General features: G+C 51.7%; 28 protein-coding genes, 1 tRNA gene, 1 pseudogene and 1 riboswitch. Of the genes and pseudogenes, 11 read left to right on the top strand and 19 right to left on the bottom strand.

Features of this window, described 5'->3' with window-relative positions:
* Positions 1 to 22: 22 nt before the first annotated feature.
* The 5 genes from B3K89_RS12925 to B3K89_RS12945 are packed head-to-tail and all read right to left on the bottom strand — an operon-like array spanning position 23 to position 4873.
* Positions 23 to 634: a V-type ATP synthase subunit D gene (locus B3K89_RS12925; protein ID WP_293896433.1), complete on the bottom strand. Its 612-nt coding sequence runs from the start codon at positions 632 to 634 to the stop codon at positions 23 to 25.
* Between the two features lie 9 nt (positions 635 to 643).
* On the bottom strand, positions 644 to 1948 hold the full coding sequence (locus tag B3K89_RS12930; RefSeq protein ID WP_293896436.1) for a V-type ATP synthase subunit B: 1305 nt from the start codon (positions 1946 to 1948) through the stop codon (positions 644 to 646).
* Between the two features lie 10 nt (positions 1949 to 1958).
* Positions 1959 to 3716 carry a V-type ATP synthase subunit A gene (locus B3K89_RS12935; RefSeq protein ID WP_293896439.1) on the bottom strand — a complete coding sequence of 586 codons (1758 nt, stop codon included), beginning with the start codon at positions 3714 to 3716 and terminating at the stop codon, positions 1959 to 1961.
* An 11-nt stretch (positions 3717 to 3727) separates the two neighbouring features.
* A complete protein-coding gene (locus B3K89_RS12940; protein ID WP_345907519.1) occupies positions 3728 to 4261 on the bottom strand; it encodes a DUF2764 family protein in 534 nt (177 codons plus the stop codon).
* Positions 4262 to 4270: 9 nt separating this feature from the next.
* Positions 4271 to 4873 carry a V-type ATP synthase subunit E gene (locus B3K89_RS12945; protein ID WP_293896445.1) on the bottom strand — a complete coding sequence of 201 codons (603 nt, stop codon included), beginning with the start codon at positions 4871 to 4873 and terminating at the stop codon, positions 4271 to 4273.
* Positions 4874 to 5137: 264 nt separating this feature from the next.
* Between B3K89_RS12945 and B3K89_RS12950 the strand changes: the two genes are divergently transcribed.
* Together B3K89_RS12950 and B3K89_RS12955 are read left to right on the top strand one after the other, a co-directional pair.
* A complete protein-coding gene (locus tag B3K89_RS12950; protein WP_293896448.1) occupies positions 5138 to 5452 on the top strand; it encodes a hypothetical protein in 315 nt (104 codons plus the stop codon).
* Positions 5453 to 5496: 44 nt separating this feature from the next.
* Positions 5497 to 5925 carry a hypothetical protein gene (locus B3K89_RS12955; protein ID WP_345907520.1) on the top strand — a complete coding sequence of 143 codons (429 nt, stop codon included), beginning with the start codon at positions 5497 to 5499 and terminating at the stop codon, positions 5923 to 5925.
* Here the strand turns inward: B3K89_RS12955 and udp are convergent.
* From udp to rsgA, 3 genes are all read right to left on the bottom strand, one after another.
* Complete coding sequence (udp, locus tag B3K89_RS12960; protein ID WP_293896451.1) at positions 5881 to 6669, bottom strand: uridine phosphorylase; 789 nt, start codon at positions 6667 to 6669, stop codon at positions 5881 to 5883. The genes B3K89_RS12955 and udp overlap by 45 nt on opposite strands.
* Positions 6670 to 6771: 102 nt before the next feature.
* Positions 6772 to 9120, bottom strand: a complete 2349-nt coding sequence (locus tag B3K89_RS12965) for an endonuclease MutS2 (RefSeq protein ID WP_293896454.1) — start codon at positions 9118 to 9120, stop codon at positions 6772 to 6774.
* Entirely contained in the window at positions 9101 to 10075 is a 975-nt protein-coding gene (rsgA, locus tag B3K89_RS12970) for a ribosome small subunit-dependent GTPase A (RefSeq protein ID WP_293896457.1), read from the bottom strand. Before rsgA ends, B3K89_RS12965 begins: the two co-directional genes overlap by 20 nt.
* An 85-nt stretch (positions 10076 to 10160) precedes the next feature.
* On the opposite strand from rsgA, the gene B3K89_RS12975 reads away from it, so the two are divergent.
* Entirely contained in the window at positions 10161 to 10727 is a 567-nt protein-coding gene (locus tag B3K89_RS12975; protein WP_293896460.1) for a pentapeptide repeat-containing protein, read from the top strand.
* Positions 10724 to 11338, top strand: a complete 615-nt coding sequence (locus tag B3K89_RS12980) for an MBL fold metallo-hydrolase (RefSeq protein WP_293896463.1) — start codon at positions 10724 to 10726, stop codon at positions 11336 to 11338. Before B3K89_RS12975 ends, B3K89_RS12980 begins: the two co-directional genes overlap by 4 nt.
* On the opposite strand, the gene B3K89_RS12985 is transcribed toward B3K89_RS12980, so the two are convergent.
* From B3K89_RS12985 to B3K89_RS13015, 7 genes are all read right to left on the bottom strand, one after another.
* Complete coding sequence (locus B3K89_RS12985; RefSeq protein ID WP_293896466.1) at positions 11271 to 12260, bottom strand: RluA family pseudouridine synthase; 990 nt, start codon at positions 12258 to 12260, stop codon at positions 11271 to 11273. The genes B3K89_RS12980 and B3K89_RS12985 overlap by 68 nt on opposite strands.
* On the bottom strand, positions 12260 to 12592 hold the full coding sequence (locus tag B3K89_RS12990; RefSeq protein WP_293896469.1) for a hypothetical protein: 333 nt from the start codon (positions 12590 to 12592) through the stop codon (positions 12260 to 12262). Before B3K89_RS12990 ends, B3K89_RS12985 begins: the two co-directional genes overlap by 1 nt.
* The gene (locus B3K89_RS12995) at positions 12592 to 13278 is read right to left on the bottom strand and encodes a YggS family pyridoxal phosphate-dependent enzyme (protein ID WP_345907521.1); all 687 of its coding nucleotides are present in this window, start codon (positions 13276 to 13278) and stop codon (positions 12592 to 12594) included. The genes B3K89_RS12990 and B3K89_RS12995 overlap by 1 nt, the downstream gene beginning before the upstream one ends.
* Positions 13271 to 14068 carry a putative ABC transporter permease gene (locus B3K89_RS13000; RefSeq protein WP_293896475.1) on the bottom strand — a complete coding sequence of 266 codons (798 nt, stop codon included), beginning with the start codon at positions 14066 to 14068 and terminating at the stop codon, positions 13271 to 13273. The genes B3K89_RS12995 and B3K89_RS13000 overlap by 8 nt, the downstream gene beginning before the upstream one ends.
* 85 nt (positions 14069 to 14153) lie before the next feature.
* A tRNA-Val gene (locus B3K89_RS13005) sits at positions 14154 to 14225 on the bottom strand.
* A 231-nt stretch (positions 14226 to 14456) separates the two neighbouring features.
* On the bottom strand, positions 14457 to 15965 hold the full coding sequence (locus B3K89_RS13010) for an IMP dehydrogenase (RefSeq protein ID WP_293896478.1): 1509 nt from the start codon (positions 15963 to 15965) through the stop codon (positions 14457 to 14459).
* 109 nt (positions 15966 to 16074) lie between these two features.
* On the bottom strand, positions 16075 to 17937 hold the full coding sequence (locus tag B3K89_RS13015) for a glycoside hydrolase family 13 protein (protein ID WP_345907522.1): 1863 nt from the start codon (positions 17935 to 17937) through the stop codon (positions 16075 to 16077).
* Between the two features lie 143 nt (positions 17938 to 18080).
* On the opposite strand from B3K89_RS13015, the gene B3K89_RS13020 reads away from it, so the two are divergent.
* Entirely contained in the window at positions 18081 to 19127 is a 1047-nt protein-coding gene (locus tag B3K89_RS13020; RefSeq protein WP_293896484.1) for a LacI family DNA-binding transcriptional regulator, read from the top strand.
* A 1-nt stretch (position 19128) separates the two neighbouring features.
* On the opposite strand, the gene B3K89_RS13025 is transcribed toward B3K89_RS13020, so the two are convergent.
* Positions 19129 to 19758, bottom strand: coding sequence for an adenylate kinase (locus B3K89_RS13025; RefSeq protein ID WP_293896487.1), 630 nt, complete (start codon positions 19756 to 19758; stop codon positions 19129 to 19131).
* Between the two features lie 187 nt (positions 19759 to 19945).
* On the opposite strand from B3K89_RS13025, the gene B3K89_RS13030 reads away from it, so the two are divergent.
* Complete coding sequence (locus B3K89_RS13030; RefSeq protein ID WP_293896490.1) at positions 19946 to 21010, top strand: uracil phosphoribosyltransferase; 1065 nt, start codon at positions 19946 to 19948, stop codon at positions 21008 to 21010.
* Positions 21010 to 21588, top strand: a complete 579-nt coding sequence (locus tag B3K89_RS13035; RefSeq protein ID WP_293896493.1) for a tetratricopeptide repeat protein — start codon at positions 21010 to 21012, stop codon at positions 21586 to 21588. Before B3K89_RS13030 ends, B3K89_RS13035 begins: the two co-directional genes overlap by 1 nt.
* On the opposite strand, the gene B3K89_RS13040 is transcribed toward B3K89_RS13035, so the two are convergent.
* From B3K89_RS13040 to rnhA, 3 genes are read right to left on the bottom strand one after another with little or no spacing between them, the layout of a single operon-like run.
* On the bottom strand, positions 21554 to 22099 hold the full coding sequence (locus B3K89_RS13040; protein WP_293896496.1) for a chromate transporter: 546 nt from the start codon (positions 22097 to 22099) through the stop codon (positions 21554 to 21556). The genes B3K89_RS13035 and B3K89_RS13040 overlap by 35 nt on opposite strands.
* A complete protein-coding gene (locus tag B3K89_RS13045) occupies positions 22096 to 22650 on the bottom strand; it encodes a chromate transporter (RefSeq protein WP_293896499.1) in 555 nt (184 codons plus the stop codon). The genes B3K89_RS13040 and B3K89_RS13045 overlap by 4 nt, the downstream gene beginning before the upstream one ends.
* The gene (gene rnhA / locus B3K89_RS13050) at positions 22647 to 23096 is read right to left on the bottom strand and encodes a ribonuclease HI (RefSeq protein ID WP_293896502.1); all 450 of its coding nucleotides are present in this window, start codon (positions 23094 to 23096) and stop codon (positions 22647 to 22649) included. The genes B3K89_RS13045 and rnhA overlap by 4 nt, the downstream gene beginning before the upstream one ends.
* Before the next feature lie 39 nt (positions 23097 to 23135).
* Positions 23136 to 23335: riboswitch (cobalamin riboswitch) on the top strand.
* A gap of 54 nt (positions 23336 to 23389) precedes the next feature.
* Between rnhA and B3K89_RS13055 the strand changes: the two genes are divergently transcribed.
* From B3K89_RS13055 to B3K89_RS13070, 4 genes and pseudogenes are all read left to right on the top strand, one after another.
* Positions 23390 to 24262, top strand: a complete 873-nt coding sequence (locus B3K89_RS13055; protein ID WP_293896505.1) for an ABC transporter substrate-binding protein — start codon at positions 23390 to 23392, stop codon at positions 24260 to 24262.
* On the top strand, positions 24259 to 25239 hold the full coding sequence (locus tag B3K89_RS13060; RefSeq protein ID WP_293896508.1) for a FecCD family ABC transporter permease: 981 nt from the start codon (positions 24259 to 24261) through the stop codon (positions 25237 to 25239). Before B3K89_RS13055 ends, B3K89_RS13060 begins: the two co-directional genes overlap by 4 nt.
* Complete coding sequence (locus B3K89_RS13065) at positions 25232 to 26002, top strand: ABC transporter ATP-binding protein (protein ID WP_293896511.1); 771 nt, start codon at positions 25232 to 25234, stop codon at positions 26000 to 26002. Before B3K89_RS13060 ends, B3K89_RS13065 begins: the two co-directional genes overlap by 8 nt.
* Positions 25999 to 26207, top strand: a pseudogene (locus tag B3K89_RS13070) (1-acyl-sn-glycerol-3-phosphate acyltransferase); the annotation flags it as partial. The gene B3K89_RS13065 and the pseudogene B3K89_RS13070, both read left to right, overlap by 4 nt.

Below are 26207 nucleotides of genomic sequence, written 5' to 3' on the forward strand. Positions count from 1 at the left end.
TTTTTTCATTGGTACTATCATATCAGGCCCCCTGCACCAGTTTCTTCTTTGCAATCTTACCCCGTACGACGGCAGCGGTCTGCTGGTCGCCAAGGTAAATCCCGATGCGTCTGATATTCTCTTTCGCTTCAGGAATCTTCACTTTCTCAAAGAGGTTTACCCTCTGGCTGGTGGTTCTCAACTCCCTTCCGAGCAGTTTGATCTGTTGTTCCAAGGTTGCAATCAGGGCATCGTACCGTGCACAATCCCGAAGACTCTCCAGTCCCTTGTCGACCCAAAGCGGATACTCGCGCAAATCATAGGAGATGGGGATGAAGGTCAATTCCTTGAAAACAGGAATGGTCACTCCGGCAATATTGCCCTTGGTCCGAACCACCCGGTCGACTTTCACCAGCTGTTCTACCTTGTTTTCAGCACTGAAGGCCGTGTTTTCATGATAGACGGCAATCCAGCTCTGCATATCCTGAACCAGCCTTTCCTGCTTCACCCTCAAAGAAGCAACCTCAGTCTCAATCTGCCTGATGACCATCTGCAGCTGTTGCTTTTTCAGCTGCAGGGTTGGCAGATACCGCTGGAATTGCTTCAATCGGTCTTTCTGCAGTTTCTGCTCGTTCTTCGTCAGTTTGACGGCCATGCCAGCTCCTTAGTCGTTCAACTTCTTCGGCCAGCGGCTGAGGATAAGGTCACTCTTCAAACCGGTTTCATTCGGTTCGAAACATTGGGAGAGAATCTCCCAGCCCAGATCCAGAGCCTGCTCGAGAGGAATATTCACACTCAAATCCATCAACTTGGTTTCAAACAACCGACCGTACTTGAGCAGCTTGTCATCCCATTCCGTCATCATGAAGCCCATGGACTTCTTCTCCACCGACTCCTTGTAGGAGGCATAGAGCTTGATCATGCCGTCCATCAGGGCACGGTGGTCGTCACGGGTATCCTTGTTTACCTGTTGCTTGAGACGGCTCAAGGAACCGAATGGTTCGATGCGGCCGCCCTTGAGATAGTACTGACCTTCGGTGATGTAGCCGGTATTGTCGGGAACCGGGTGCGTTACATCATCACCGGGCATCGTCGTGACAGCCAAAATGGTAACAGAGCCTGCACCTTCAAAGTCAACAGCCTTCTCATAACGGGCGGCAAGCGAGCTGTACAAATCTCCCGGATATCCTCGGTTGGAGGGAACCTGATCCATGGTAATGGCCATTTCCTTCATGGCGTCGGCAAAGTTCGTCATATCGGTAAGCAGGACCAGCACCTTCTTTCCATCAAGGGCGAACCGCTCAGCTACTGCAAGGGCCATATCAGGCACCAGCATGCACTCAACCGTCGGGTCGCTTGCCGTATGGATGAACATGATTGTTCTGCTCATGGCACCGCTGGCTTCAAGCGTATCCTTGAAGAACAGGTAGTCATCGAACTTCAAACCCATGCCGCCAAGAATGATGAGGTCAACTTCAGCCTGCATGGCGATTCTTGCAAGCAACTGGTTGTACGGCTCACCGCTTACCGAGAAAATCGGAAGCTTCTGGCTCTCGACCAGCGTATTGAACACATCGATCATGGGAATACCGGTTCTGATCATGTTCCTGGGGATGATGCGCTTGGCAGGATTGACCGCAGGACCGCCGATATCGATCATGTTGTCGGTCAGACTCGGTCCGTTGTCACGCGGCGTACCGGTACCGTCGAATACACGCCCCAAGAGGTTTTCGGTGTAGGAAACGCGCATCGGAACTCCCAAAAAACGCACCTGATCCCCGGTCGATATTCCCTGGGCACCACTGAAAACCTGCAGGGAAACCAGATCATTGTCGAGTTTGATAACATTAGCATAACTCTGATCAGTACCAGTAGTTACTATTGCTAGTTCACTGTTGCGCACCCCTTTGGCACGAACGGTGATGACGTTTCCGACAATGGATTCAATTTTTGAATATACCTTTTGCATCTGCAACCCCTTAGATCAGCTTCTCGGCATCAGGATCAATGGCAACCTGCCTGCCCTTGTAGAGCGTCACAATCTCTTTCTCGATTTGCTTGAAGCGCTCGCCTTCGAAAGGAACGTTGTTCCAGTCAAGAAAGTGCTGTCTGATCGTATTGAAGAATGAACGAACTTGTTTTTTATCATCAAAGGCAAATTCACTTGCCAATACCTTGAACAACAAATCGAATAAATAACACTGTCGCTCAACAGGAACAGAGGAGTCGAGCGGGTCGAAGGAGTTCTGTTGGAGATAGCAGGCATCGAGGAGTTCACTCTTCTGATAGGTGACGTAGTCTGCAATGGAAGTACCTTCCTCACCCACCACCTTCATCATCTGGTTGATCTCACTTCCTTTAAAGAGAATGCCTCGAGCATACTCCACCTTTTTCCCCTTGATGACACCCTCATACTTCGACCATGAGGAAAGAGGATCGATGGCCGGGTATTTGCGTGCGTCGCTTCTCTCCCGGCTCAAGCCGTGGAATGCACCGACTACTTTCAGGGTGGCCTGGGTGACAGGCTCCTCGAAGTTGCCTCCGGCAGGACTGACCGTTCCACCGATGGTTACCGAACCGATTCGCCCATCCTTGAGGCGTACCTTGCAGGCTCTTTCATAGAACTCGGCTATTCTGCTTTCCAAATATGCGGGGAAAGCTTCCTCACCGGGGATTTCCTCAAGCCTTCCGCTCATCTCACGCATGGCCTGGGCCCAGCGGCTGGTGGAGTCGGCAAGCAGCAGAATGTTCAGACCCATCTGCCGGTAATACTCTGCAATCGTTACTGCCGTATAGACGGAAGCCTCGCGGCTGGCTACGGGCATGGAGGAAGTATTGCAGATGATAATGGTTCGTTCCATCAACGATCTACCGGTTTTGGGGTCGGTGAGTTCAGGGAACTCTTTCAATACCTCTACAACCTCACCGGCACGTTCACCACAGGCGGCGATGATGACGATATCAACATCGGCGTTGCGGCTGGTCATGTGCTGCAAAACCGTCTTTCCCGCCCCGAAAGGACCGGGCGTACAATAGGTGCCACCCTTGGCGACAGGCAGGAAGGTATCAATGATCCTGATCTTGGTGACCAACGTCTCATCGGGTCGCAGTCTCTCTTCATACAACTTGATGGCTTTTTTTACTGGCCAGGTGAAGACCATGGAAAGTTCTTTCTTGTTGGCCTTGTCGTCTTCAATAATACAGACGATGTCGCGCACCCCATAGGTTCCTTTCTTCTTGATGGAAACTACCTTGTACGGGATATTGGCGAGATTGAACGGCACCATGATCTGGTGGGTGAACAACCCTTCAGGAACCGTTGCGAAGGTGTCGCCGGGATAGAGTGTATCGCCAACCTTGACCGTGGGGGTGAAATCCCAGCTCTTATTCGGGATGGCATCAAGATAGACACCGCGCTGCAGAAAGAATCCGCACTGCTCGGCAAGCTGGGGAAGCGGATTCTGCAGGCCGTCGTAAATCTGTTGCAGGAGGCCGGGTCCCAAGGACACACTCAACATTTCATCAGTGAATTCAACGTTGTCTCCTACACTGATGCCGTTGGTCATTTCAAAAACCTGAAGGGCGGCGGTGTTCCCATTGATGCGGATAACCTCGCCCTTGAGGCGGTCGGAACCGACCTGAATATACCCTACCTCATTCTTGGAGATGGCGCTGTCGAATTCGACCGTTACCATGTTTCCATTGACGCCCAGAACACGTCCACTTGTATTTGCCATATCAAACTCCACTAATTGTTCGCTATTTCAGTTTGAATATTGGAGAAGAGACGCTTGAACTCGGCATTTCCCTCCTCACGGGTAAAGAGACTCTTTCGTTGAAGCAGTTTCAGCTTGAGTGCAAAACCCAAGAGAGCCTCGATGTCAAAAGTATGCAAGGTCGCAAGCTCGTCCAAGAACTTCCAATGCAATGCAAGCAAGAGCATTTCCGCTTCCAATACATTATCCTGGGCAAGAGCCTGACGTACGATATCGCTGATTCTTCCTTCCTTGTCACCATCATTGCGATACACAGGATCGGAAAGCGACAATTTTCGACTTCGCTGTTCCACCAACTCCTTGTTCACCATCGATGCGAAGTGCTGATACGCCTTCAAAAAAGGATGGGAAGAAGGCTCACCGCTCAAAGCCTTGCATAGCAGGCGGTAGTGATGTTCACTGACAAGCGGCTTGCAAAGCCCAAGAAAGGTGTCGGTCGAAAATGAAAGCGGCCCATCCAAGCGCAACGTCGGCAAGGTCGCAACCAGATAATAGTAGGAAGCCACGTTGTCTCCTTACTTCGCCTGACTGAAGACGATTTTTTCAATTGCAGGAGAGAGGAATGGCTTGAGCAGCGCTGCCGTCTCCTCTGCACTGAAATCATAGAATGAAGCACCGTTCTTCTCAGCAATCCTGAAGCCGGACGTAATTGATGGAACAGCCTTGATCTCAAGACCGTTCTTTATGGCGGAACTCAATGCTCCGGCAAGATTTTTGGCAAGTGCATCAAAGTCCTTCTGATTGAGTTGTACCTCATAATCCTTCACATCACTCAGGGATGCAACAACCTTTGCTATCAGGCCGACCAAGTCACTTGATGAATAGGCCTTTTCCACCTGTGCGACAAGAAGTCTGTCCAATTGGTCGCTGATGGCTTTCTTGAGGGAGAGCTGTACATCCCGGCAGGCCTGTTGCAGGCTCGATCGTGCACTCTGGTCACGGGTGTCGATTTCCCTCCGGGCATTTTCTAGCAAGGAAGCAGCTTCCTTTTTCGCCTCCCTGATTATACCTTCAGCCTGAGCCTTCGCATCAGCGATAATCTGAGCAGCCTCTTTTTGGGCAACCTCAATCCCATCCTTGCGGATGGAAGCAACCAAATCTTGAATTTGTTGAGCCATCTGATCTCCTACCTTCTACTGTGTGCATAATGATACGGGATAACGCCGACTTGTGCAATCAAACAAGAAACCCCTATCTTCTGGACAAACTCTGCCAATTATCCAGCAATGGTACAGAAAATTCAACCTATTTCTGCAGATTTTTCTGAAGTAAAGCATGGTAATATGGTAACTCACGGCGAATATCTGTTGCAAGTCACACGAATGATTACCCGGATGCATGGATGGTTTGCATACATGAGATTCATTTGATACCATGCATGCATGCTTGTGAATGAACGATACTCCCACTTGTTTACCAATCAAAAAGTACGCGGCTTGATCCGGATCAAGAACCTTCAGAACAACCGAAGCCTGCTCGTAGGAAGCGAAGACATTGCCACCGATATCCAGCGCATCCGTTTCTCTCTCGATCTGGGGACATATGAGAACGAAGCATTGCAACAGGAATATGAGTCCATCGGCCTCGAGCTTTTCAGCATCGATGCCTACATCCAGGCATCGGAAGATGAGAACCTCCAGGCACTGCTGGCTGAACACACCCAACGGCTGCTTGCACAATCCAATCTGATGTATTGAAGCAAAAGAGGGCACTTTGCATCTGTCTCTTCAGGAGGAGGCGGATGTATTACTCACTCACCTATCAATCGCAACAAAGGTTGTTCACTACAGCAGATGAGGCATGGCATCGACTGCGTGCCGGTCAAGTATGGATGGAAATGCATGATTGCATACTGATCGATTACCTGCTTGTACCACACAGCATGCAATGTGTCATACAAGGCAGACTCAAGCTGGGTGCAAGCAAATTTTTGAACATATGCCCTCTTACGAACGAACAGCTGTTGACTCTCCTCGGAGAGCTCGGAAAACTCGGAAAAGAGTATCCATTCTGCGGAACCTATGAACTGTATCACGCAAGCAAGTGTTTTGCAGAATTGGGAAAGGCAGGGTATCACTTTCCGCCCTATCCCCTTTCCGTTATATTGCAAGCCAAACGCGAACGATCAGAAGCCGGCCTGCCTGCGATCGGAAACGATGAGATTGCGTAACGCCTGCACGGTCACCCGTATGGCATCCTCGGTGTCATGAAGCTTGGGGTTGTCCATACCCAGAATCTCACGCTCTTGGTTGCCGACAACCGAAAAGGCGCTGCCGCACCGGGCTCCCAAGCGGGCGGCGACGACAAACAGGGCGGCACTTTCCATCTCGCTTGCAAGCACCCCCAGGCGTTTCCAGGCCTCCCACTTATTGATCAACTCGTAGCTGACCGGCATGACGGCCGGATCGTGTTGGCCGTAGAATGAGTCCTTGCACTGCACCACCCCCACATGGCTGCGCTTTCCCAGTTGTTTGGCAGCCTCGACCAAAGCCTGCACGACATCAAAACTTGCAACCGCAGGAAACTCAATCGGGGCATACTCCCGGCTGGTTCCTTCCATACGTACAGCTGCGGTAGCAATAACCACATCACCTCCCATTACGGGAAGCGCAATCCCGCCGCAGGTTCCCATGCGGATGAAGGTGTCGCTGCCGCATTTGAACAGCTCTTCCATTGCGATGGAAGCCGAAGGCCCCCCGATTCCGGTGGAGGTTACCGAAACTTTCTCCCCATCCAGGAATCCGGTGTAGGTCACGTACTCGCGGTTGTCAGCCACCAACACAGCCTCATCGAAGTATTTGGCAATGAGCGGAACCCGCTTGGGATCACCGGGAAGGATTACATAGCGGCCTACATCGCCTTCCTTGATATGCAGATGGTATTGAATACCCGTTCCATTCATATAATCGGACATACACGTTGACTCCTTTACTGCTTTGTATCGTACCATTACAAAAACAGAAGTGCAAGAAAGCTCATCATTTTATGTTCGAGGCTCCCTTTCAGCGGTATTGAATCAAAGCATAACATACGTCTTGCCCATCCCCCCATCCTCAGGCATGGCGAAACGGAAGTCTTGGACCGAGCGATGCTTTTTCAGATAGCCTGCGATACCTTTGCTCAAGATGCCGTCACCGTATCCATGGATGATGGAAAACATGCTCATGCCATGAACCAATGCACTTTCAATCTGCTGGTCCAAGAGTCGCAAGGCCTCTTCGAGGATCATGCCCCTGACATCGAGCACCAACTTGGGTTCGGGTGCACTGCTCTGAAAAAGCACCGATACTTTCTGCTCCACACGTTTGGGCAAAAAAAGCTGGGAAGCAGGGAGGGTCATGCGCATGGTGCCGATAGCGACGACAAAACTGTTCTTGCCCTTCTTTTCCAATATCCTGCCTTCCCGCTTTGCACTGCCGCACAGTACATCCATCCCCACTTCCAATTGCTGTGCAGCGTCAGGTTTCAAGTACTCGATCTCATCTTCGAATTGCTGCAGCTGTTCCTGCTGTTCCTCCAACTTCTGTGAAAGGCTTTCAATATAGGTTTTCACCTGCTTGGTCTTCTCTTTGGTCAGTTCCCCGGTTCGAAGCTCGGCAACAAGATTTTCCAGCTCCTTGCGCTTCTTGTACATGAACCGGGCCAGCTCGGTGGACTGCTCCTCTTTGAGTTGGGCCTCGCGCTGCTTGATCCTCAACTCCTTCAACTGCATCGCTTTCACTTCGCTTTGCAGTGCCAGATACCGCTTATGCATGGCGTTTTCCTGTTGTTCAAGATCGCGCCTCTTCGCTTCCAGGTCCTTGATTATCGTTCCAATCTGTACAGCCTCGCTGCCCAGGTATTGTTCCGCCATGGACAAAACCTGTTGCGGAAGTTTCATCTTCCGGGCGGTATCAAGGGCATGGCTTTCACCAGGAAGCCCCTGGATGATCCTGAAGGTGGGCACATGAGAGTTCTCGTCGAACTCCATGGAAGCATTGATCACTTCCTTTTTGGCGTAGGCGAACTGCTTGAGCACCCCATGGTGGCTGGTAACCAAAGTCAACGCTGCTTTTTGCAGGCAATACTCCAACGTTGCCCTCGCTATCGCCGAACCTTCAACCGGATCGGTTCCGCTTCCCAGCTCATCCATGATCACCAACGAACGTTCAGTCATATGGGAGAGCACATACGCGATTTGCTTCATGTGGCCGCTGAAGGTGGAGAGCTCCTGCTCAATGGACTGCTCATCGCCGATATCGGTGAACACATCATCGAAAATCGGCAGGGTGCTGCCCTCTTGTGCTGGAATATAGCCGCAAAATTGATTGAGCAATGCAAACAATCCGACCGTCTTGATGGTGACGGTCTTGCCTCCCGCATTCGGCCCGCTGATAACCACCGCCTTGATCTGTGAATCCAATTGCATGGTGATGGGAACGACCTTCTTTCCAAGCAGCGGGTGACGGGCCTTGAGCAAGGTGCAGTGGGACTTGGTCAAATCAGTACGGCAGCATTGCATCTGCAGCGCCCACTCTGCGATGGACAGCCGCGCATCAGTCCGGCCCACCCGCTGTGCAAGGTCGGCAAGTTCCTTCCGGCAGGAAGCAACTTCGTCATTGAGCTGTTTCAAGATCTTGGCAATCTCAATGAGAATCTGGTTCTGTGCCATGACTACCGAGTTATTCATCTCCACCAAGGGATAGGGTTCCATGAAGACTGTGTTGCCGGTTGCCGAACTGCTGGTGATGAAGCCCTGCACACCGGCCCTGCGGTCACTGCGCACCGGTATTACCAGCCGTCCATCCCGAAGGGCTTCCTGGTCTGTCTGCACTACTTCCTTATTGTTGTGGATGAATTGGCTGCAATATCGTGAACGTTCATTCTTGCGGACTTCAACTTCCTTTCGCAGGTGTCTCAACGCCGGATGGGACTCCTTGACCTGAGCCGACTCGTCGAGCACCTCAAGAATATGGGCGCCGACCTGCCTCAACGTTGCATCGAATGAATCTCCCATCAAGTCCTTCACGCATGCAAACGTTATTCCATCCTCAAGAGCCTGATTGCAAAACTCCTGTAAAAGTTCTGCATTGGCAATATAGTGGGCGATATCCACCAAATCATTGCCTTCCAACGCCTTGATCGGATTGTTGATGATCTGCAGGGAAGCCTTGATCGATGGAAATGTCTGAAGCGAACCTCCCAAAGAAGCACCAAGCAGCTTGATGAAGCCTGCAATTTCTTCCTGCCGACTGCAAAGCGCTTCATGCTCGGTCAAAAACGGAAGATGAAGCAAACAATCCCGTCCTTCCTCCGAGCGCGCATGCGCCTCTATCTGTGCAACCACCTGGTGAAAACCCAGTTCTTCAATACTCTTCTGATTCATCCTTATCCATTCTCGTACGCCAGGAATTCGACCGGTCACTCTTGCCCGCCCATACGGGAGTCTTGTCGTCAAGGGAGGCAAGCATCCTCAAGTAACTCTCATACCGGTCGTAGTGGATCTCATCCGCTTCAACCGCCTCTTTCACCTTGCAACCCGGTTCATCCTGATGCAGGCACATCTCATATTCGCAGTGCTCGGCATACCGGGCAAACTCGACGAATGCCTTTTGCAAGGCAGCCTTATCCCGATGGGGCACCTGTATTTCACGAACCCCGGGAGTGTCGACCACCGTAAACGTAGGGCCGCTTATCAAGAGCGAATGGTTGGTGGTATGCCTTCCGCGGTTATACTTTTCACACACTTCGCTGGTACGCTGATCGCTGCCCAACAGCGTGTTGATCAAGGTCGACTTGCCCACCCCGCTCTGGCCGACGAAGGCAACGGTTTTCCCTTCCAGCTCCTGGTACAGCTTTTCGATGTTCTCACCTGTCTTGGCGCTCACCCCAAGTACCTTGTAGCCAAGCGTCTTGTAGAGCTTGAACCGCTCGAACTCATCCTCGGTAAGCAGAAAATCACACTTGTTCATGACAATCATGACATCGACATCCTGGCAGCAGGCGATGACACGATCAATGAACCGGGGCCTGAACGGAGGGGTGTCGGCACTGGTTACACAGACAATCAGATCCATATTGGCGACAACGGTCTGGTTGCAGCCGCCTTTTGCATTCCACCGTTGAAAACTGTTGCGCCTCGGAAGTCGGTCGAGGATCAACCCCTCATTGGCATTGGTGGGAACAAAGCTGACCATATCCCCCACGGCAAGCGGGTTGTATTCGTCAGTGATTTGGGAAAGCTGCTTGCCCTTGATGCGGCACAAATAAGAAACATCTTTCTCCTCAACCGTATAGATATTGTTGATTCCCCTGCAAACCAGGCCGGCATGTTGCTCCATATGTACTCCCCGAATGTACTGTATCCACAAAACCTTCTCTTGACAACCTAAGCATATTTGATACTGTTAAGCTATGTTCAATTTCATGACCTGCGCACACCCAGGGTGCCGCACCTATATCTGTGAGGACGGACCGTTTTGTTTTCGACACTCGCCCAATCAAGAGGAACTCCAATCACGGTGCATCCAGTTGCTGCAAAGTGAATCAAGCATGGTTGATTTCTCCCTTACAGGCAGTGAATTCGAGGACTTGAAACTCCCCAAGAAAGAGATCATTGCATCCAACCTGGCATGGTGCACCTTTCGCAACGTAGATTTTTCCCATACCACGCTGATCAATACCTTTTTTGATTTCTGCTTGTTCGATCATTGCACTTTCAACGGCATCCTGAGTCGATACACTGTCTTTTCCGGCAGCAAGATGATCGATTGCAACTTCTCGGGCTCGATCATCATCCATACCAACTTTTGCGGTGTGGATACATATCGCTGCAATTTCAACGACTGCGACCTGTATTTTTCCACCTTCAACTCAAGTTACCTCAGGGATACCTCCTTTGAGGATTGCAACCTGAAAAAAGCCGACTTCTTACACACCGACCAGAGGCGTGTCTCGCTCCGTTATTCCAACTATGAGGAGACCCGCCATTGAAATTGAACATATATCAGCACTTTTCCGTAGTGGGTTTCTGCAACACCTATCTGGTTGCGTCCAAGAAGCACGGCGAAGCGTTGCTGATCGACCCCGGTCATGTCGACCTGGAACTGATCAATCTCATCGAATCGAACAACTACAAACTCAAGCACGTTCTCTTGACCCACCGCCATCTCTCCCATAGGGAAGGGTTGGGAACCTTGCATAAGATTTATGACATCAGCGTGCATGGATCATCCTTCAGCTCATACGATTTTGCCTATCAGGCGGTTGAGGATCGGCAGATTCTGAACCTGTGCGATATGGAAATTGAAGTCATTCATGTTCCCGGCCATTCGCTTGACAGCATGGTCTATAAAATCGACCATGCACTGTTCACCGGCGACACCTTGATGTGTGGAAGAATTGGATCTACGCCCGGCTACCGGGAGCAAACACTGTTGATCAATTCAATCAACCAGCGACTGATGGGCTTGGATGAGAACTCCCTCATTTTCCCCGGTCATGGGACTGCAACAAAAATCCGCATCGAGCGGATGTTCAATCACGACTTGTTGCAGTTGGGAACGATCCAGACCGAACGCGAGCAATGGAGGGACGAGGAGTAGAAGCAAGCAGGGTCCTGAATCGCTCGGGCATCGGTGCGACAAAGCGAATGCGTTTCCCGCTTGAAGGACTGGAAACCTCAAGGATGAGTGCATGCAGCATCAGCGTCAAGCCTTCCGGCTTCCCATAGAGCGGATCGCCGAGCAGCGGGTGCCCGATGGACTTGAAATGCACTCTGATTTGATGGGTTCGTCCCGTAAACAATTCAATGCGAACCAGCGCGAAATCCCGATATTGCCTGAGTACGGTAAAGTCGGACCGAGCCTCCCTGCCCTCATCGGAGCTGCAGATGGTGTATTTTTTCCGGTCATTGGCGTCACGCTTGAGGTTTGCCCTGATGGATCCTGTTTTCTCCTTGAAAACACCCTTGGCAAGGGCTATGTATATCTTACGTGTCGTCCGGTCCTTGAATTGCTGGCTCAAATTCCGATGGCTTTGACGATTGCGGGCAATCACCAAAACCCCGCTGGTATCCTTGTCCAGACGATGGACGATACCCGGACGCAGGGCAAGGTCGAAATCCATTTCATCGTCCTCAAGCGATGGGGAGAAATCCTGGCCGTACCGGAACAGCAGCGCATTGACCAGGGTATGCTCATGATTGCCTGCCGCCGGATGCACAACCATGCCCTGTTCCTTGTTGATGACGAGCATATCCTGGTCCTCGTAGAGCACATGCAGCAAAATATCCTCTGCAACAATGCCCTCAAAGCACTCCTCGCAGTAGTGCACCTCGATTGCATCCCCTTCCTTGACCAAGCGACTTTTTTTTACCGGTTTGCCATTGAGGAAAAATTGGGTCTTTTCGTCGGATAGCTGCGAACGGGAAACACTTTCTTGTTGTGAGGCTGTATACGCATCGATTCGTTTCGGCTCCTGGATTGCACCAACAACCAACTTGAGCGTTTTTTCTTGGGTCGCCATCACCTGTCCCCCATCTCGCCGATGATGAAATCGGCTATGCTGATGCCCAAAGACAGCGATGCTGCGATTCCACCCTGCACCAGAAACGATTGCAACTCACTGCCCGGAGGGGGAACCAAATTGGTTTTCCGGGCGGCCGAGTACACCAGCATTGCAACAGGCAAGGTAATCACAAGCGATCCAAGAAACAAGGTCTCCGCGCGGCGAAGCTTGTAGGTGAAGAGAGGAAACTCATCCTTCTCATACGGAACGTAGTCCTTCAGCGGCTCGGCGGCCAGCGGCAGGGAGGCACACAATACAACCAAGCAAAGTGTAAGAACGAATTTTTGCATCACCCTTCCCTTTTTCCGAACAGGCGGGTACCAACCCGTATAAGCGTGGAACCTTCAGCAATGGCATACTTGAAATCAGAGCTCATTCCCATGCTCAGCACGGAGAAATCAAGATGGGGGAATCGCTGTTTTGCACGAATGGAGGTTGTGCGCAACAACGAGAAAGACCGGCGTATCTCCTTCTCATTGCCCAAGAGGGGACCGATGGTCATCAAGCCTTGCACCTTGAGCTTGGAAAAGCAGGCTATCTCATCCAAGGCATGGAACAATGCATCTTCGTTTTCAAAACCACTCTTGCTCTCTTCAGGAGCAGTTTTCAACTCCAGGAGGATGGGAACAGGCTTGGAAGCGAGTGTTTCGAGTTTCTGTGCCAGCATGAGCGAATCAACACTATCGATCCCATCGAAAAGTTCAAGAGCTTTTTTCGCCTTGTTTGATTGCAGATGACCGATCAGATGTATGTTCATGCCATCCGGGCGCAAAAGAGGCAGCTTCTGCTCTGCTTCCTGTACGCGATTCTCGCCGAACAGCATCTGGCCGCACGAATAAAGCTCCTGCATAGCCGCAAACGGATGGGTCTTGCTCACCGCCATCAAGGTGATTTCAGAAGGATTTCTTCCATAGGCGAGCGCTGCATTTTCCAGTTCTGCCAGCAGCTCTTGGTGGTTCTTCTGTAAATCAGTCACGTTTTGTATGTCTCCTCGTAAATGCCTTGCGTAGCTGCCTCCACTCTTTTGCATGCTGTTTCAGGTTCTCAAACTGAAGGCGTTTTTCTTCATTGGAACTGGTGATCGACGGGAATGCATCCAATATTCTCCGTGATGCTGAATCAAAACGCAACTTCAGTTCCTCAAGTTCTTCATCCAGCCGGAGTGCAAGCTGTTCCAGATGCTTGTTGCCGGAAAGTTTGAGCAGACCAAGCCGCTCCTCGATTTCCTTTGCTTTCTGCCTGAAGTCACCAAGCTGCTTTTGGAAGGCGGCCATCTGGAAAACGGAGCTGGTGGCATCGATGCTGACAACCACCACGATTGCGGTGGACAACGTATTGAGAAGACGAGGCTCCATGCTTTGAATCACTTCCGATACGAATGGATGTATGCCGTAGATCACGAGCAATCCCAAGAGACCGAACAAGGTTGAGTTGAGCAGGCAAACCCTGCCGTGAAGATTGAAGCGATACGTACTGTAATCCCACAATTTTGCGTTGAACAGGCGTTCAAGCAAATAGCTTGTCACATACTCGAGCATGCTGGTCAGGATGAAGGTAAGGACAAAAACAAGAAGCGGATGGGTGGTCTTGTTTTGGAAAAGCAGCAGGATGATCAGTGAACCAAAGCCGTAGATCGGCAGATACGGGCCATGCAGGAATCCACGGTTGACCAGCCGCTTTTCATAGAAAGAGCAGTAGAGCACCTCTATAATATACCCAATGACAGCGTAGCAAAAGAAATAACAGATGAGCAGATCTAATTGCATTGCCAAACCTCGCTAGGACACTATACCCAATCTCAAACAGAGAGGCAACGTCATACAACAAAAAACGTACCCGAAGGTACGTTGATGACCGGAGAGGGATTTGAACCCCCGACCAGTTGCGTGTAAGGCAACCGCTCTCCCGCTGAGCTATCCGGCCGACGAAAGTGAACGTATCATAAAGGTTGAAGTGATGTCAACCGCCTAGAGTCAATTGTCTGCAATGGGCTTGGATGAAGCTGTGGCCGATGCATGACAGGTTCAAGGAGATGGAAACCACAACCTCCCCTCTTGCCGGACAGGAAGAGAAAAGCGCGCAAAGCAGCCAAGCAGACGAATCCAATGCTCCCCTTCAGCCTTGAGAACATCGAGCTTATGTGTTGCAAGAATCTTACTTTTTGGGAATATCGTTGGAATCCTTGAGCAAGACATCGTGTACCCCGCCTTCAATGATCGAGGTGGAGGAGACCAGCGTCAGCCTGGCCTTCTGCTGCAGCTCATTGATGCTCAAAGCTCCACAGTTGCACATGGTTGAGGTGATTTTGCCCAGCGACAGCTGCACATTGTCCTTCAGCGGCCCTGCATAAGGAACATAGGAATCGACACCCTCGACAAAACTCAGCTTTCCGTCCCCGCCAAGGTCGTATCGTTGCCAATTCCTTGCCCGTGCAGATCCTTCTCCCCAATACTCTTTCATATAGGAGCCCTTGACATTCACCTTCTCGGTCGGACTCTCATCGAACCGGGCGAAATACCTGCCAAGCATCAAGAAGTCGGCTCCCATGGCAAGGGCGAGCGTCATGTGGTAGTCATGCACTATGCCTCCGTCACTGCAAATCGGTACATACACACCGGTTCTTTCAAAGTACTCGTCCCTGGCCTTGGCGACCTCAATCAGGGCGGTCGCCTGTCCCCTGCCGATTCCCTTTGTCTCACGGGTGATGCAAATCGAGCCGCCGCCGATGCCGACCTTCACAAAGTCGGCCCCGCTCTCTGCAAGAAACAGGAATCCTTCGCGATCGACCACATTGCCCGCTCCGACTTTGACGGAGTCGCCGTACTTGTCCCTGATCCAGGAAAGGGTGCGCTTCTGCCACTCTGAAAAACCTTCCGAAGAGTCGATGCACAGCACGTCGGCCCCGCTTTTCACCAGTGCCGGAACCCGGGTTTCATAATCGCGGGTGTTGATGCCGGCACCGACAATATATCGTTTCTGCTTGTCCAGCAGTTCATTCGGATTTTCCTTGTGGCTCTCATAGTCCTTGCGAAATACAAAGAAGCGAAGGCGGTTTGACTCATCGACAATCGGCAGACTGTTCAGCTTATGTTCCCAGATGATGTCATTCGCCTCAGAGAGTGTCACACCCTCCCGGGCGTAGACCAAGCGTTCAAAACCGGTCATGAATGAGGAAACAGGGGTGTCTTCACTCATTCTGCTCGGCCGCCAATCACGAGATGAGACTACTCCCAGCAGGATGCCGTTGGCACTCCCGTCATCGGTGACGGCGATTGTAGAATGCCCTTTTGCTTGTTTCAGGGCGATCAGGTCCTTGAGCGTCTGTTCGGGCCGGAGATTGGAATCGGAGGGGACAAAACCCGCCTTGAAGGATTTGACCCTCGCCACCATCGCACTCTGGTCCTCAATGCTTTGGCTGCAGTAGATGAAACTCAAGCCCCCTTCCCTTGCCAGCGCCTTGGCCATCCGTTCCCCGCTGACTGATTGCATGATGGCGCTCACCAAGGGAATGTTCAGGTGCAAGGAGGGTTGCCCGCCCTTATGATATTTGACCAGCGGGGTCCTCAACGAAACGTTTGCAGGTATGCACTTGGTATCCGAATATCCTGGGACGAGCAGGTATTCACTGAATGTTCTGGATGGTTCGTCAAAAATGTAGGCCATTACGGAACTCCTGAGAGGGTTTTGGCAATCCATTGTGACCAGAATACGGAAAGAAAGCAAGCAGGATGCAACACATTTTCACATATTTGTTGCATTCCGAAGATGAATGTCAGCGTTTTGCAACAAACAGCATGGATTCAAAGGGACCAAGGTCGACCTGCATGTGCTCAGATCCGATACCAACATCCCCACCCATACTCTCTACCAATTCAGAGAGGCAGAGCATGGAATTGGAAATGCTCACCGTGGTATTGGTTTCTGCACGGCTGAGTACACACACAAGGGCAAGCTTGCTGTCATACCTGGCAAAAGCCAGATACTGATCGCCGCTGGCAAGCATCGACCAGCTTCCCTCCTTCAATGTCCTATGATACCGTTTGCGCAAGCTTCCCAGTTGGATATAGAGGTCGAGAAAGTCATGATTCCACGCTGCTTCATTCCACTGCATGGGATATCGTGCACGTTCAACCGAGCCATACGGTCCTTTTAGCGCAATTTCCTCACCATAATAGATGTTGGGCATTCCCGGCAGCAGGTATAAGAGACGGAGCAGTCCACGATACAACGGCCAGTTGAACAGTTCACTGTTGTTGTAGAGCCTGGGGGTATCGTGGCTGTTGATAAGGTTCATCTGCATGCCGAGCATTTGGGCAGGCATGGATGTCAAGTGGCTTTGCAAAGCCTGGGCGAACTCCGTCCCGGTGAAAGGACGTGTCTTTGCAGGCTGATGACCCCATCCGTTCGTCAGATACCGGTCGGTCTCCCCCATCCACGACCGCATAGGACGGCTGCTTCCCAGATAATTCATGGTTGCATCCCACATATCGCCCTGCAAGAACGGTGTGGAATCAACCCAATCCTCACCTACCAGATACGCCTGCGGGTTCTCTTTCTTCACCGCCTTGCGTACTTCCCTCCAGATTTCTTCACACATTTGGTCCTTGCCTCTTCTTCCAACTTCACTGGCGACGTCCAGGCGCCAGCCGTCCTGAAGATAAGGAGGCCTCAAAAAGGATCTCATCACCGAATCAGGTGATCGATACATGACATCACGCAGCGTTTCACTGGTGTAGTTGAGCTGCACCAAGGTGGGGACATCCTGCCAACATGAAGCCGAACCATCCTCATTGAAGTAGTAAAAGCCTGCTTCCGTGCTGTTTGGATCTGCTTGAGCCCGCTTGTACCAGGGATGTTCGGTTCCTGTATGGTTTATGGAGATGTCGATGATGATTTTCATATCCTGGTCATGCAACGCCTTGCATAGCTGTGCAAACGCCTCATCACCTCCCAATTTCTCATCGACATGAAAAAAGTCAATGCAGTCATAACGGTGTGTCGTGTGCGACCTGCCGATCGGGTTCAGATACAACGTATCGACGCCAAGCTTTTTGAAATGGTCGATGCTCTCCTCGATGCCCTGTAGATCACCGTTGAAGAAATCGAGACATCGCCCGTCCTCATATTCAAGCGGCTCTTCATCAAAGGAGTGCACACTCACCGTCCCGCCGTCAAAGGCGTATTCGTTCGGCTTCGCTCCGGTCTGCTCTCCTCCTTTCTTGAACCTGTCAGGGAAAATCTGATAACAGGTGGCACCGCCCACCCACGAAACCTCCTCAAGGTCGGGGCGCAGGGAAAAGCACTCCCGCAGAGGGGGCACCGAGGCTTTCAAGCCTGCAACACTATAGGAATACGCACGGTCTTCGGCTTCCAGGAAGAAGTACCAAAAGACGAGTTCATCCACTATCTGAATCGAGCCCTCATAGAGACAATACGGAGATGTCTGCACGGTTTGCATGACAACCTGCTTCTCCCTGCCAAGCTGGAAACTGACCAGTCGCACGCCAAGCAGGTGATCGGACGCCCTGGTTTGTATTCGTATGGTCACCTGCTCTCCTTTCTTGGGGAACAGCGGCTCTACATAGACGGAGGAGACGGTACTGTCCACTCCACGTTTCCAAGCATTCGAATCCATAGGCTGCCTCTCTTAACCGTTGACTGATGAGGAAAACCGGTTTAGTATGAGTGTATACAATCATGTTCCCAGATGCAACCGGTACGGTTTCCTTGGTGTACAAATTGTGCCAGGATACGTGAATCTATTAGGGCGGAATGAAAATGGAAGAGAACTCGACAGTATCAAAGCGACCGACGATCAAGGATATAGCCCGTGAAAGCGGGTACTCAAAGACAGCGGTCTCCTTTGCATTCAACGCCCCTTCCCGAATCAGCGAGAAAGCGTGCCGCCAGATTCTTGAAACCGCCGAGAGACTGGGTTACATCCCCGACCCCATGGCGAGAAACTTCTCGCTGCGCCGTCATCTGAGCATCGGTTTCCTCCTGCCCCAGGTTGTACAGTTCTCGCTGCAGAACCCCTATACGCTGCAGGTGGTTTTGGGTATCGGCAACGTCTGTGAAAAGTACGGCTACACCCTCACCCTCATCCCCCCGCTGCACAAGAGCATCACCGAGGCGGTGCGCAACGCCGCCGTAGACGGACTGATCACCATGGGCATGCAGGTGGAAATGGAAATCGTTTCGGTCATGCAGACCCGCCTTCTCCCCTATGTGACCATTGACGGCACGCCCGATGCGCAGATGCCCAGCGTCAATATCGACGACGAGCAGGCTTGTTATGAGATGATGCACATGGTTTTGGAAGCCGGTCATCGAAATATCGCCTTTGTCAGTCTTTCAGAGGATGCTTTTGCATCGCCGGCCAAGGCGGAAAGTGTACCGAATAAACGCATGCGCGGCTATCGCAGGGCCATGGCTGAAGCCGGTCTTGCCCTGGATGCATCACAGGTTTTGGTCAGTGAGTGCACGATGGAGGACGGGATCAGGATCGGGAAAACCATCCTTGCATTGGAGAACAGGCCGACGTGCGTGGTTGCCATGAGTGACATTGTGGCAATCGGCTGCATCCTTGCATGCAACCAGGCAGGACTCCGTGTTCCCGATGACATTTCCATAGTAGGGTTCGATAACATAGATGAGAGTTCTTACATCGTACCGCAGCTGACCACCGTCGACCAGCCTGCAAAAGAAAAGGGACGCCTCGCCGCAGAAGCCTTGTTTACGATGATCAACAAGGAGACCTTGGAGAGCGTCCATATGGAAATCCCCTACCGCATCATCAGGCGGGAATCGCTGAAAAGGCTGTAACCTACTTGCCCAGAGCCTCGATCAAAGCAGAGAGCACTTCTTGGGGTGAGGGAGATGCGTCAATGTCAAGCAGAAGATTACGCGCCCGGTAGTACTCGATAAGAGGTGCAGTCTGAGCCTCATAGACTGCAAGCCTGTTGAGTATCGCTTCGGGTTTGTCGTCATCACGCTGGATCAACGCTTCACCGGTCTCATCATCGATTCCCTCGACTTTGGGAGGATTGTAGAGAATGTGGTAGGACCTTCCCGTTGACTTGCACACACGCCTTCCGCTGAGACGCGAAACTATCTGCTGCCGGTCGAGCACGAAATTCACCACTTTATCCACTTTCTTCATTTTCGCAAGGGCATCCGCCTGGGCGATGGTCCTGGGAAAACCGTCTAGAATGAAACCCTTTTGGGCGTCGTCCTGTTTGAAACGCTCCTCCACCATGGCGATGGTGACGGAGTCAGGAACGAGTTCGCCGCTTGCCAGGATAGCTTGTACCTGTTTTCCCAACTCGGTGCCGCCCTTGATGTGGCTGCGAAACAAATCCCCGGTGGAGATATGGGGGATGTCAAAGTGATTCTTTGCTTCGGACGCTATGGTCCCTTTTCCGGCACCCGGAGGGCCGAGAAATACTAGATTCATGGTTCACCTCACAACAGAAGATGCAACCATGCTAGCATAATCGACCCATTTTTGCACCACTGCTGCAGAAAATATCGAGAGATGATGCAAAAAACGGTGACAGCTGCTTGTGCCAAGGGTTCACTCTTTCCTTGTATAAAGCGCAGGCATCGGGTAGAATCCCTATCGATACAGGAGAAAAGCACTGATGAATAAAATTGTCCTTCATGCCACAGACCTTGACGGGTATCTCAAGGAAACAGATAAAGAGAAAATCGCCCATGCCGATGAACTCTACAAGAAGTCTGTTCACTACTGTTCCATTTTAGAGACAGCCAGCGATGTGATGCAGCTTGAGGAAGCTCGGAAAGGATTGGTTGGAAGCGCCGGTGAGATTGGTCGCTTTCTGAAAAACATCTGCCAAGAGGAGCCGAACATCCACGTCTACTCGTTTGAGACACCTCGGGAACAGCATGGTCAGGCAAGCCGGCTTATCTCCAAGCTGCGCGATCCATCAACCGAACATGAAGAATTCTTGTACTACATCCAGCGTGCCTACGAGATGCTCTTCTCCCATGTCTATGCCGATGCCGCCCTACCCACCAAACGATCGATCATCACCAAGACTCCGGTGACCGATCCGGTACGCAATTATGCAGTACACCGGATTCCCGATGTTGACTCTTTCATTCACAACAGTGTCATGTGCGTGATGCTCAGAGGCGCCCTTCTGCCGAGCATGATTCTCAGCAAGGAGATTCAGGAGTACTCTTCAAACGACTTTGTCACCCCGTTCGCACTGTTCAAGATCAAGCGTGACGATTCAAAGAAGGAGTCCAACATGGATTACTTCCTCGATTTGGACAAATCCTACTTCGATCTCGCATCCCTGGATGGAAAGGACTTGATTTTTGCCGACCCGATGAATGCCACCGGCGGATCGCTGGTAACAATCGTCAAATATCTGAAGGACAACAAGATACAGCCCAAGTCGGTGAAATTCATCAACGTCATCAGTGCACTCAAGGGATCCTTGCGCATTGCACGCGCCATCGAGGGTGCCGAGGTCTATACACTGTGGATGGACCCTGTGCTCAACGATGCCGCCTATATATTGCCGGGCCTCGGTGACGCCGGAGATCGTCTCAACGGCAAGGATGAGCATGACAACCCCCGCAACATCATCCAGCTCATCGCCGACTATGGCAGTTCCATCACCAACCTCTACCGTTCACAGGTGAGGGAGATTGAGAAGACTGTACTGGAAAACTAATGAGAAAGCTGTTGCTGCTGGTTCTAGGTTGTTCACTGTTGCTCGTTTCCTGCCGGTCCTATCAGGCAGAAAGGCTTGCATCCGAGGGGTATGAGCAACTCATGGCCCGTGATTTTTCGGCAGCCGGTGCATCGTTTGCGAAGGCAAGCGGGAAAGACAAGGACAACCACACGTATCGATACAACTATCTCTTGTCCCTCTTTTTGGAGGGGGACTATGAGAGGGTGGTCAAACTCAGCGAAGAAGCCTTTGGTGAGTTTGACTTCAACCTCTCCTTTTTGCTTCTCAAGGCCCAAGCCTATAGTGAACAATCACAGTACAAGAAAGCGTTGGAAACGTATGAACGCCTGTTTGCCATCGATCCGGGCTCCTATGAAACACAGGCCGAGGTGATGGAAGCAGCGCTTCGCTGGAACGAGAGAGAAACAGCAGAACGTCTCGCCCTTGGCTTACTCAATGTCAAAGCTTATGAGAAGCGGGCCCTTGCTGTGCTCAGTCAGCTTGCAGGCAAAGAAAGTTGGTATGCACGCGCCCTCTCGTTTATTACGAAGGAAGAACAAACAGAAGGCCCGCACTAGCTCCGAGGACAATCCAGAGCAAGGGATGCACCTTTTTGAACCGCAACACCAGAACAACAAGAACTGCATACAGTACGGCTTCCTTCAACTTGAACCCCTGATCGGGAAAAACCGTTGCCGACAACAACATCAGACCGGCATACGAGATCAGGCCGACCACTGCAGGTCTGAGAGCATAGAACGCATCCTTGACATACAGGTTCTTGTCAAATCTTCCCAAAAAACGAGCAATAAAGATAATGATGATGACACTGGGCGTAATTTCACCCAAGGTGGCGATCAAGCCACCGGCCAATCCAGCCGCCTGATATCCTGCAAAGGTCGCCATGTTGATGCCGATCGGCCCAGGGGTCGATTCGCTGACAGCGATCATGTCGGCTATTTGTTTGGCTGCCAGCCAATGAGGATGGGTTTCTGCAAGCGCATAGAGAAACGGCAGGGTTGCCAGACCTCCGCCGATGGAAAAGAGCCCGATTTTGAAGAACTCCCAAAACAACTGAAGATATATCATGAGGCCCTCCGTTTCACTGCCTGCACGCAGAGGCCGAAAAAGATGGCGAAAAGGACTATCAGAATCGGGGAAAGGGCAAAGAAGAACGTAGAAATCACTACGGCCAGATAGAGCAGGATGGTGGGAACATCAATCAGGCTTTTCTTGGCGAGGGTAATCACCGATTGGGTTATGAGGGCGCATACGGCGACCCTGATCCCTCCAAACGCCCGTTGGACCCAGATTATATCCTGCACATGTAACAGGACCGTTGCCAAGATGGAGATGATGATCAGCGATGGGCTCACTTCCCCCAAGGTCGCAACGATTGCTCCCGGGATGCCCCGCTTGCGGTAGCCGATCATCGTAGCGGTATTTACGGCAATGATGCCCGGTGTGCATTGGCCGATGGCATAGATGTCCAGCACTTCTTCCTCGGTCACCCATCCATGTTTGGTGATGACCTCCCGCTGAAGCATGGGAAGCATGGCATATCCGCCGCCGAAGGTGAGCCCGCCGATTCTGAAGAACGAGAGGTACAAGTCCCAAAGCTTCACATCACGGCCTTTCATACCAGGCCTTCCATCGCTTGGCGGACCAACTGGTCGCACCGCTCATTTCCCTCGATGCCTGCATGGCCTTTCACCCAGTTCCAATGGACGGGAAGACTTGCATTAAGACGATCCAGCTCCACCCAATACTCCTTGTTCTTCACCGGATCCTTTGAAGCCGTCCGCCAACCGTTGACCTTCCAATTCTTGATCCAACCGGTGATGCCGTTCTTCACATACTGGCTGTCCGTGTTGATCACAATTGCCTCAGCGCCGAGCGCCTGGCACGCTTTCAACGCCTCGATTACCGCGGTGAGTTCCATGCGGTTGTTTGTGGTGTTCCGTTCATTTCCGCTGGCCTCTTTCTCAAAAACACCATCAGCCTTCAATACATACGCCCACCCGCCGGGACCTGGATTGCCTAGGCACCCACCATCGGTATAGATCTCAATTTGGTTGTACTTCATAGGCCGGATAGTAATATAGAGGTCGGTTGTGGTCAACCACGGCAACTCTTGACAGATGGATGAACAACTCCGTAGGATAGGCTTGTCCATGCCAAGGGAAAGGGGTTCAAGCCCCTGCGGTCCCGCCACTGTAGAGGCTGGGAATCTGCTGAAAAAGACACTGCATTGCAATGCATGCGGGAAGTCGCAGATTCTGGGTATGCCTGAGCCAGGAGACCTGACATTGGATAATTTCCGACGGCCTACGGAGTATAGGTCAGGGTATGTTCCATGCCCGTGATACAAGGGGCGTTATGCACAGCAATTCTTTCAAGCACCTGCTTCTCGTTTTCTCACTGCTTCTCTGTCTTGTCATCCCCCGTCTGGCAGCGGGAGGAGCCCAGGAACAACCGGTACAACAAGAGAGTTTGCGGATCGTCAGCCTTTCTCCCAATGTAACGGAGACCTTGTATGCCTTGGATGCCGGATCATTGCTGGTCGGTCGAAGCGACTACTGCAACTACCCTCAAGAGGCTGCCGCCCTTCCTTCGGTGGGTACGTTGTACAACCCTTCGCTTGAGACTCTGCTTTCGCTGGAACCGAATCTTGTCATCAGCAGTGCTTTTGTACCGGAACAATTTCTTTCTTCCGTACAGAAAGCCGGTATCGATGTACTTGCCCTCGAAACACAACAGGATTTTCAAGGTACCTATACCCTCATTCGTGAGATAGCAAACAGGGTCGGCAGACAGGCGGAAGGTGAATTGATGATCCTAAACATGCAAAACGATGTTCGTACCATTGTACAGAAAACAGAACTTTTGCCAAAACCCACGGTATATATCGTCCTGGATTTTGGTTCGTTCGATTCAAGTGCAACCAAAGATACATTTCTCAGCGAGATGGTCGGGCTTGCAGGGGGGATCAATATTGCCGATGATGCCCAAAATTGGACATACAGCAAGGAACTGTTGATGGCCCACGATCCGCAGGTCATTCTGCTATCCCCGAGATGGGGAGAGACGGGAGAACAGACGCTCAAGGAATTTACCACTACCAAGCCGTATGCCGACCTCAGCGGCAGCATCAGGCTCTTCGATGCAGACCTCATCAGCAGGCAGGGCCCCCGCAGTGCCAAGGCGCTTGCAGAACTCTTTGTTCTCATCCATCAGGAGCAGGCGCAATGAAGCGGATGCTGGTCCCCGTCCTGGCAGGCACAGCCTTGGCCCTCATGCTCCTCTCTTTGACTTTGGGACCTTCAAACATCAAGCTCTCCGACACCGTGGCCATCCTGCTGGGAAAAGGCGCATCCGCCAATAAAGCATATATCATCCTTCAGCTCAGGCTTCCCAGAATTCTCTCATCCTTTCTTACCGGTGCAATCCTGGGGCTCAGCGGAGCGGTTTTCCAGGCGGCGTTGCGCAATCCCATGGCCGATCCCTTCATTTTAGGCATCAGTTCGGGAGCATCCTTCGGTGTGGCGGTAGCCCTCTTCATCGGCCTTGCACCGCTGTTGGGGCTGCCTGTGAGTGCATTGGTTGGTGCTCTTGGAACCACGCTTTTCATCGTAGCCCTGGCCTCCAGACGCAAAAGCAGCAGCACCACCTTGCTGCTCACCGGTGTTGCGGTGAACTACATTCTCTCCGCTGCAATGACGCTGCTCATGTTCCTGCACAAGGAACAATACCAGAGAATCCTTTTCTGGACCTTGGGAAGCTTCTCATCGAGCACCTATGGGCAAGTTGTTGTTGTTCTTTTTGCATGGATCATCTTGTTCATTCCACTCTCCTTGAATCACCAGAGCATGGACATGCTCCTGCTTGACGAGCTTTCAGCACGGGCGGGAGGACTTTCCGTGAGAAGGACCCGCCTGCTTTTTTTGCTGCTTGCTTCCTTTGCCACCGCCTTATGCGTATCCTACTATGGAGTCATCGGCTTCATCGGCCTGATGGCACCCCATGCCACCCGCCTGATAATCGGCCCCAAGCATCAGAAGCTGTTGTTTCCCTCGAGCCTGCTCGGCGGCTTGCTTCTGCTTGCCAGCGATACCATTTCCAGGATTCTGCTTCCCTCGGGAGAACTTCCAGTGGGAATCATAACCAGCATGTTGGGTGTTCCCCTCTTCCTCTACCTGCTTCACCGCGGGAGGTACTTCTATGGATAGCCTTGAGTTTTCACACCTGGGTGGAGGCTATGACACCCATCCTGTCTTTGAAGATTTGAACCTGAAGCTGCCAAGAGGCACGTTCATCGCTCTGACAGGTCCCAATGGGAGCGGCAAATCGACGTTGCTCAAGTTCATCTACAAACATTTGAAGCCTGCAGCAGGAAACGTCTTGGTCGAAGGTCGCAACGTGGCTTCCCTCAGTCAAAAGGATCTGGCAAAGCAACTGGGTTTTGTCGCCCAGAACGGCAAGCTCGACTATGCCTTCACTGTCACCGAAGCAGTCAGCATGGGGCGATATGCCTATGGGGGTGAGGACAGCAACCACAGCGTTGAACAAGCCTTGCTGGAATGCGATATCGTGCATCTCAAGGACAAGCTGGTAACCGAACTAAGCGGAGGCGAACTACAGCGCGTCCTGCTGGCCCGCGCCCTCTGCCAACAGGGAAAGATTCTGTTGCTCGATGAGCCGGTCAACCATCTGGATGTCAAGCATCAGCGTTCGATCATGGAACTGCTCTGCCGTTTGGTGGAGAAAGGCTATACGGTAGTATGTGTATTGCACGATCTCTTGCTGGTGCAGATTTACAGCCAAACAGCGTTGGTGCTGCAACAAGGAAAGGTTGTCGCATACGGTTCCACCGAAACGGTGTTCACCGAAAGCCTTCTTGAGAATGTGTATGATATCAAAGCCCATCAGGTGTACGATCCGACCCTGAATCGGATGCTCTGGCTTCCTACCTACAAGGCCTCATCACCATGAATGTGTTTCGCCTCTTTTTACATCGCACCTACCGCAAGGTGGTGAAAATCATTCTCGCACTCTCCTACGATTTCCAAACCTGGCAGGAGTGCGAGCTTCCAAGCGGTCCGAAGATTTTTTGTTCCAACCATTTCAGCAGCAGCGATGTGCATTTTGTGACCACCTTGTCCGATGATGTGCTGCATATCGTCATCGGACCCGGTTT

The organism is Sphaerochaeta sp. UBA5849 (assembly GCA_002432715.1).
Lineage (GTDB): Bacteria > Spirochaetota > Spirochaetia > Sphaerochaetales > Sphaerochaetaceae > Sphaerochaeta.

What these genes read in the sequence shown, in the direction of transcription:
- B3K89_RS12925 (WP_293896433.1), bottom strand. Translation starts at nt 634, where the DNA reads ATGGCCGTCAAACTGACGAAGAACGAGCAGAAACTGCAGAAAGACCGA.
- B3K89_RS12930 (WP_293896436.1), bottom strand. Translation starts at nt 1,948, where the DNA reads ATGCAAAAGGTATATTCAAAAATTGAATCCATTGTCGGAAACGTCATC.
- B3K89_RS12935 (WP_293896439.1), bottom strand. Translation starts at nt 3,716, where the DNA reads ATGGCAAATACAAGTGGACGTGTTCTGGGCGTCAATGGAAACATGGTA.
- B3K89_RS12945 (WP_293896445.1), bottom strand. Translation starts at nt 4,873, where the DNA reads ATGGCTCAACAAATTCAAGATTTGGTTGCTTCCATCCGCAAGGATGGG.
- B3K89_RS12950 (WP_293896448.1), top strand. Translation starts at nt 5,138, where the DNA reads ATGCTTGTGAATGAACGATACTCCCACTTGTTTACCAATCAAAAAGTA.
- B3K89_RS12955 (WP_345907520.1), top strand. Translation starts at nt 5,497, where the DNA reads ATGTATTACTCACTCACCTATCAATCGCAACAAAGGTTGTTCACTACA.
- udp (WP_293896451.1), bottom strand. Translation starts at nt 6,669, where the DNA reads ATGTCCGATTATATGAATGGAACGGGTATTCAATACCATCTGCATATC.
- B3K89_RS12965 (WP_293896454.1), bottom strand. Translation starts at nt 9,120, where the DNA reads ATGAATCAGAAGAGTATTGAAGAACTGGGTTTTCACCAGGTGGTTGCA.
- rsgA (WP_293896457.1), bottom strand. Translation starts at nt 10,075, where the DNA reads ATGGAGCAACATGCCGGCCTGGTTTGCAGGGGAATCAACAATATCTAT.
- B3K89_RS12975 (WP_293896460.1), top strand. Translation starts at nt 10,161, where the DNA reads ATGACCTGCGCACACCCAGGGTGCCGCACCTATATCTGTGAGGACGGA.
- B3K89_RS12985 (WP_293896466.1), bottom strand. Translation starts at nt 12,260, where the DNA reads ATGGCGACCCAAGAAAAAACGCTCAAGTTGGTTGTTGGTGCAATCCAG.
- B3K89_RS12990 (WP_293896469.1), bottom strand. Translation starts at nt 12,592, where the DNA reads ATGCAAAAATTCGTTCTTACACTTTGCTTGGTTGTATTGTGTGCCTCC.
- B3K89_RS13000 (WP_293896475.1), bottom strand. Translation starts at nt 14,068, where the DNA reads ATGCAATTAGATCTGCTCATCTGTTATTTCTTTTGCTACGCTGTCATT.
- B3K89_RS13010 (WP_293896478.1), bottom strand. Translation starts at nt 15,965, where the DNA reads ATGGCCTACATTTTTGACGAACCATCCAGAACATTCAGTGAATACCTG.
- B3K89_RS13015 (WP_345907522.1), bottom strand. Translation starts at nt 17,937, where the DNA reads ATGGATTCGAATGCTTGGAAACGTGGAGTGGACAGTACCGTCTCCTCC.
- B3K89_RS13020 (WP_293896484.1), top strand. Translation starts at nt 18,081, where the DNA reads ATGGAAGAGAACTCGACAGTATCAAAGCGACCGACGATCAAGGATATA.
- B3K89_RS13025 (WP_293896487.1), bottom strand. Translation starts at nt 19,758, where the DNA reads ATGAATCTAGTATTTCTCGGCCCTCCGGGTGCCGGAAAAGGGACCATA.
- B3K89_RS13030 (WP_293896490.1), top strand. Translation starts at nt 19,946, where the DNA reads ATGAATAAAATTGTCCTTCATGCCACAGACCTTGACGGGTATCTCAAG.
- B3K89_RS13035 (WP_293896493.1), top strand. Translation starts at nt 21,010, where the DNA reads ATGAGAAAGCTGTTGCTGCTGGTTCTAGGTTGTTCACTGTTGCTCGTT.
- B3K89_RS13040 (WP_293896496.1), bottom strand. Translation starts at nt 22,099, where the DNA reads ATGATATATCTTCAGTTGTTTTGGGAGTTCTTCAAAATCGGGCTCTTT.
- B3K89_RS13045 (WP_293896499.1), bottom strand. Translation starts at nt 22,650, where the DNA reads ATGAAAGGCCGTGATGTGAAGCTTTGGGACTTGTACCTCTCGTTCTTC.
- rnhA (WP_293896502.1), bottom strand. Translation starts at nt 23,096, where the DNA reads ATGAAGTACAACCAAATTGAGATCTATACCGATGGTGGGTGCCTAGGC.
- B3K89_RS13055 (WP_293896505.1), top strand. Translation starts at nt 23,390, where the DNA reads ATGCACAGCAATTCTTTCAAGCACCTGCTTCTCGTTTTCTCACTGCTT.
- B3K89_RS13060 (WP_293896508.1), top strand. Translation starts at nt 24,259, where the DNA reads ATGAAGCGGATGCTGGTCCCCGTCCTGGCAGGCACAGCCTTGGCCCTC.
- B3K89_RS13065 (WP_293896511.1), top strand. Translation starts at nt 25,232, where the DNA reads ATGGATAGCCTTGAGTTTTCACACCTGGGTGGAGGCTATGACACCCAT.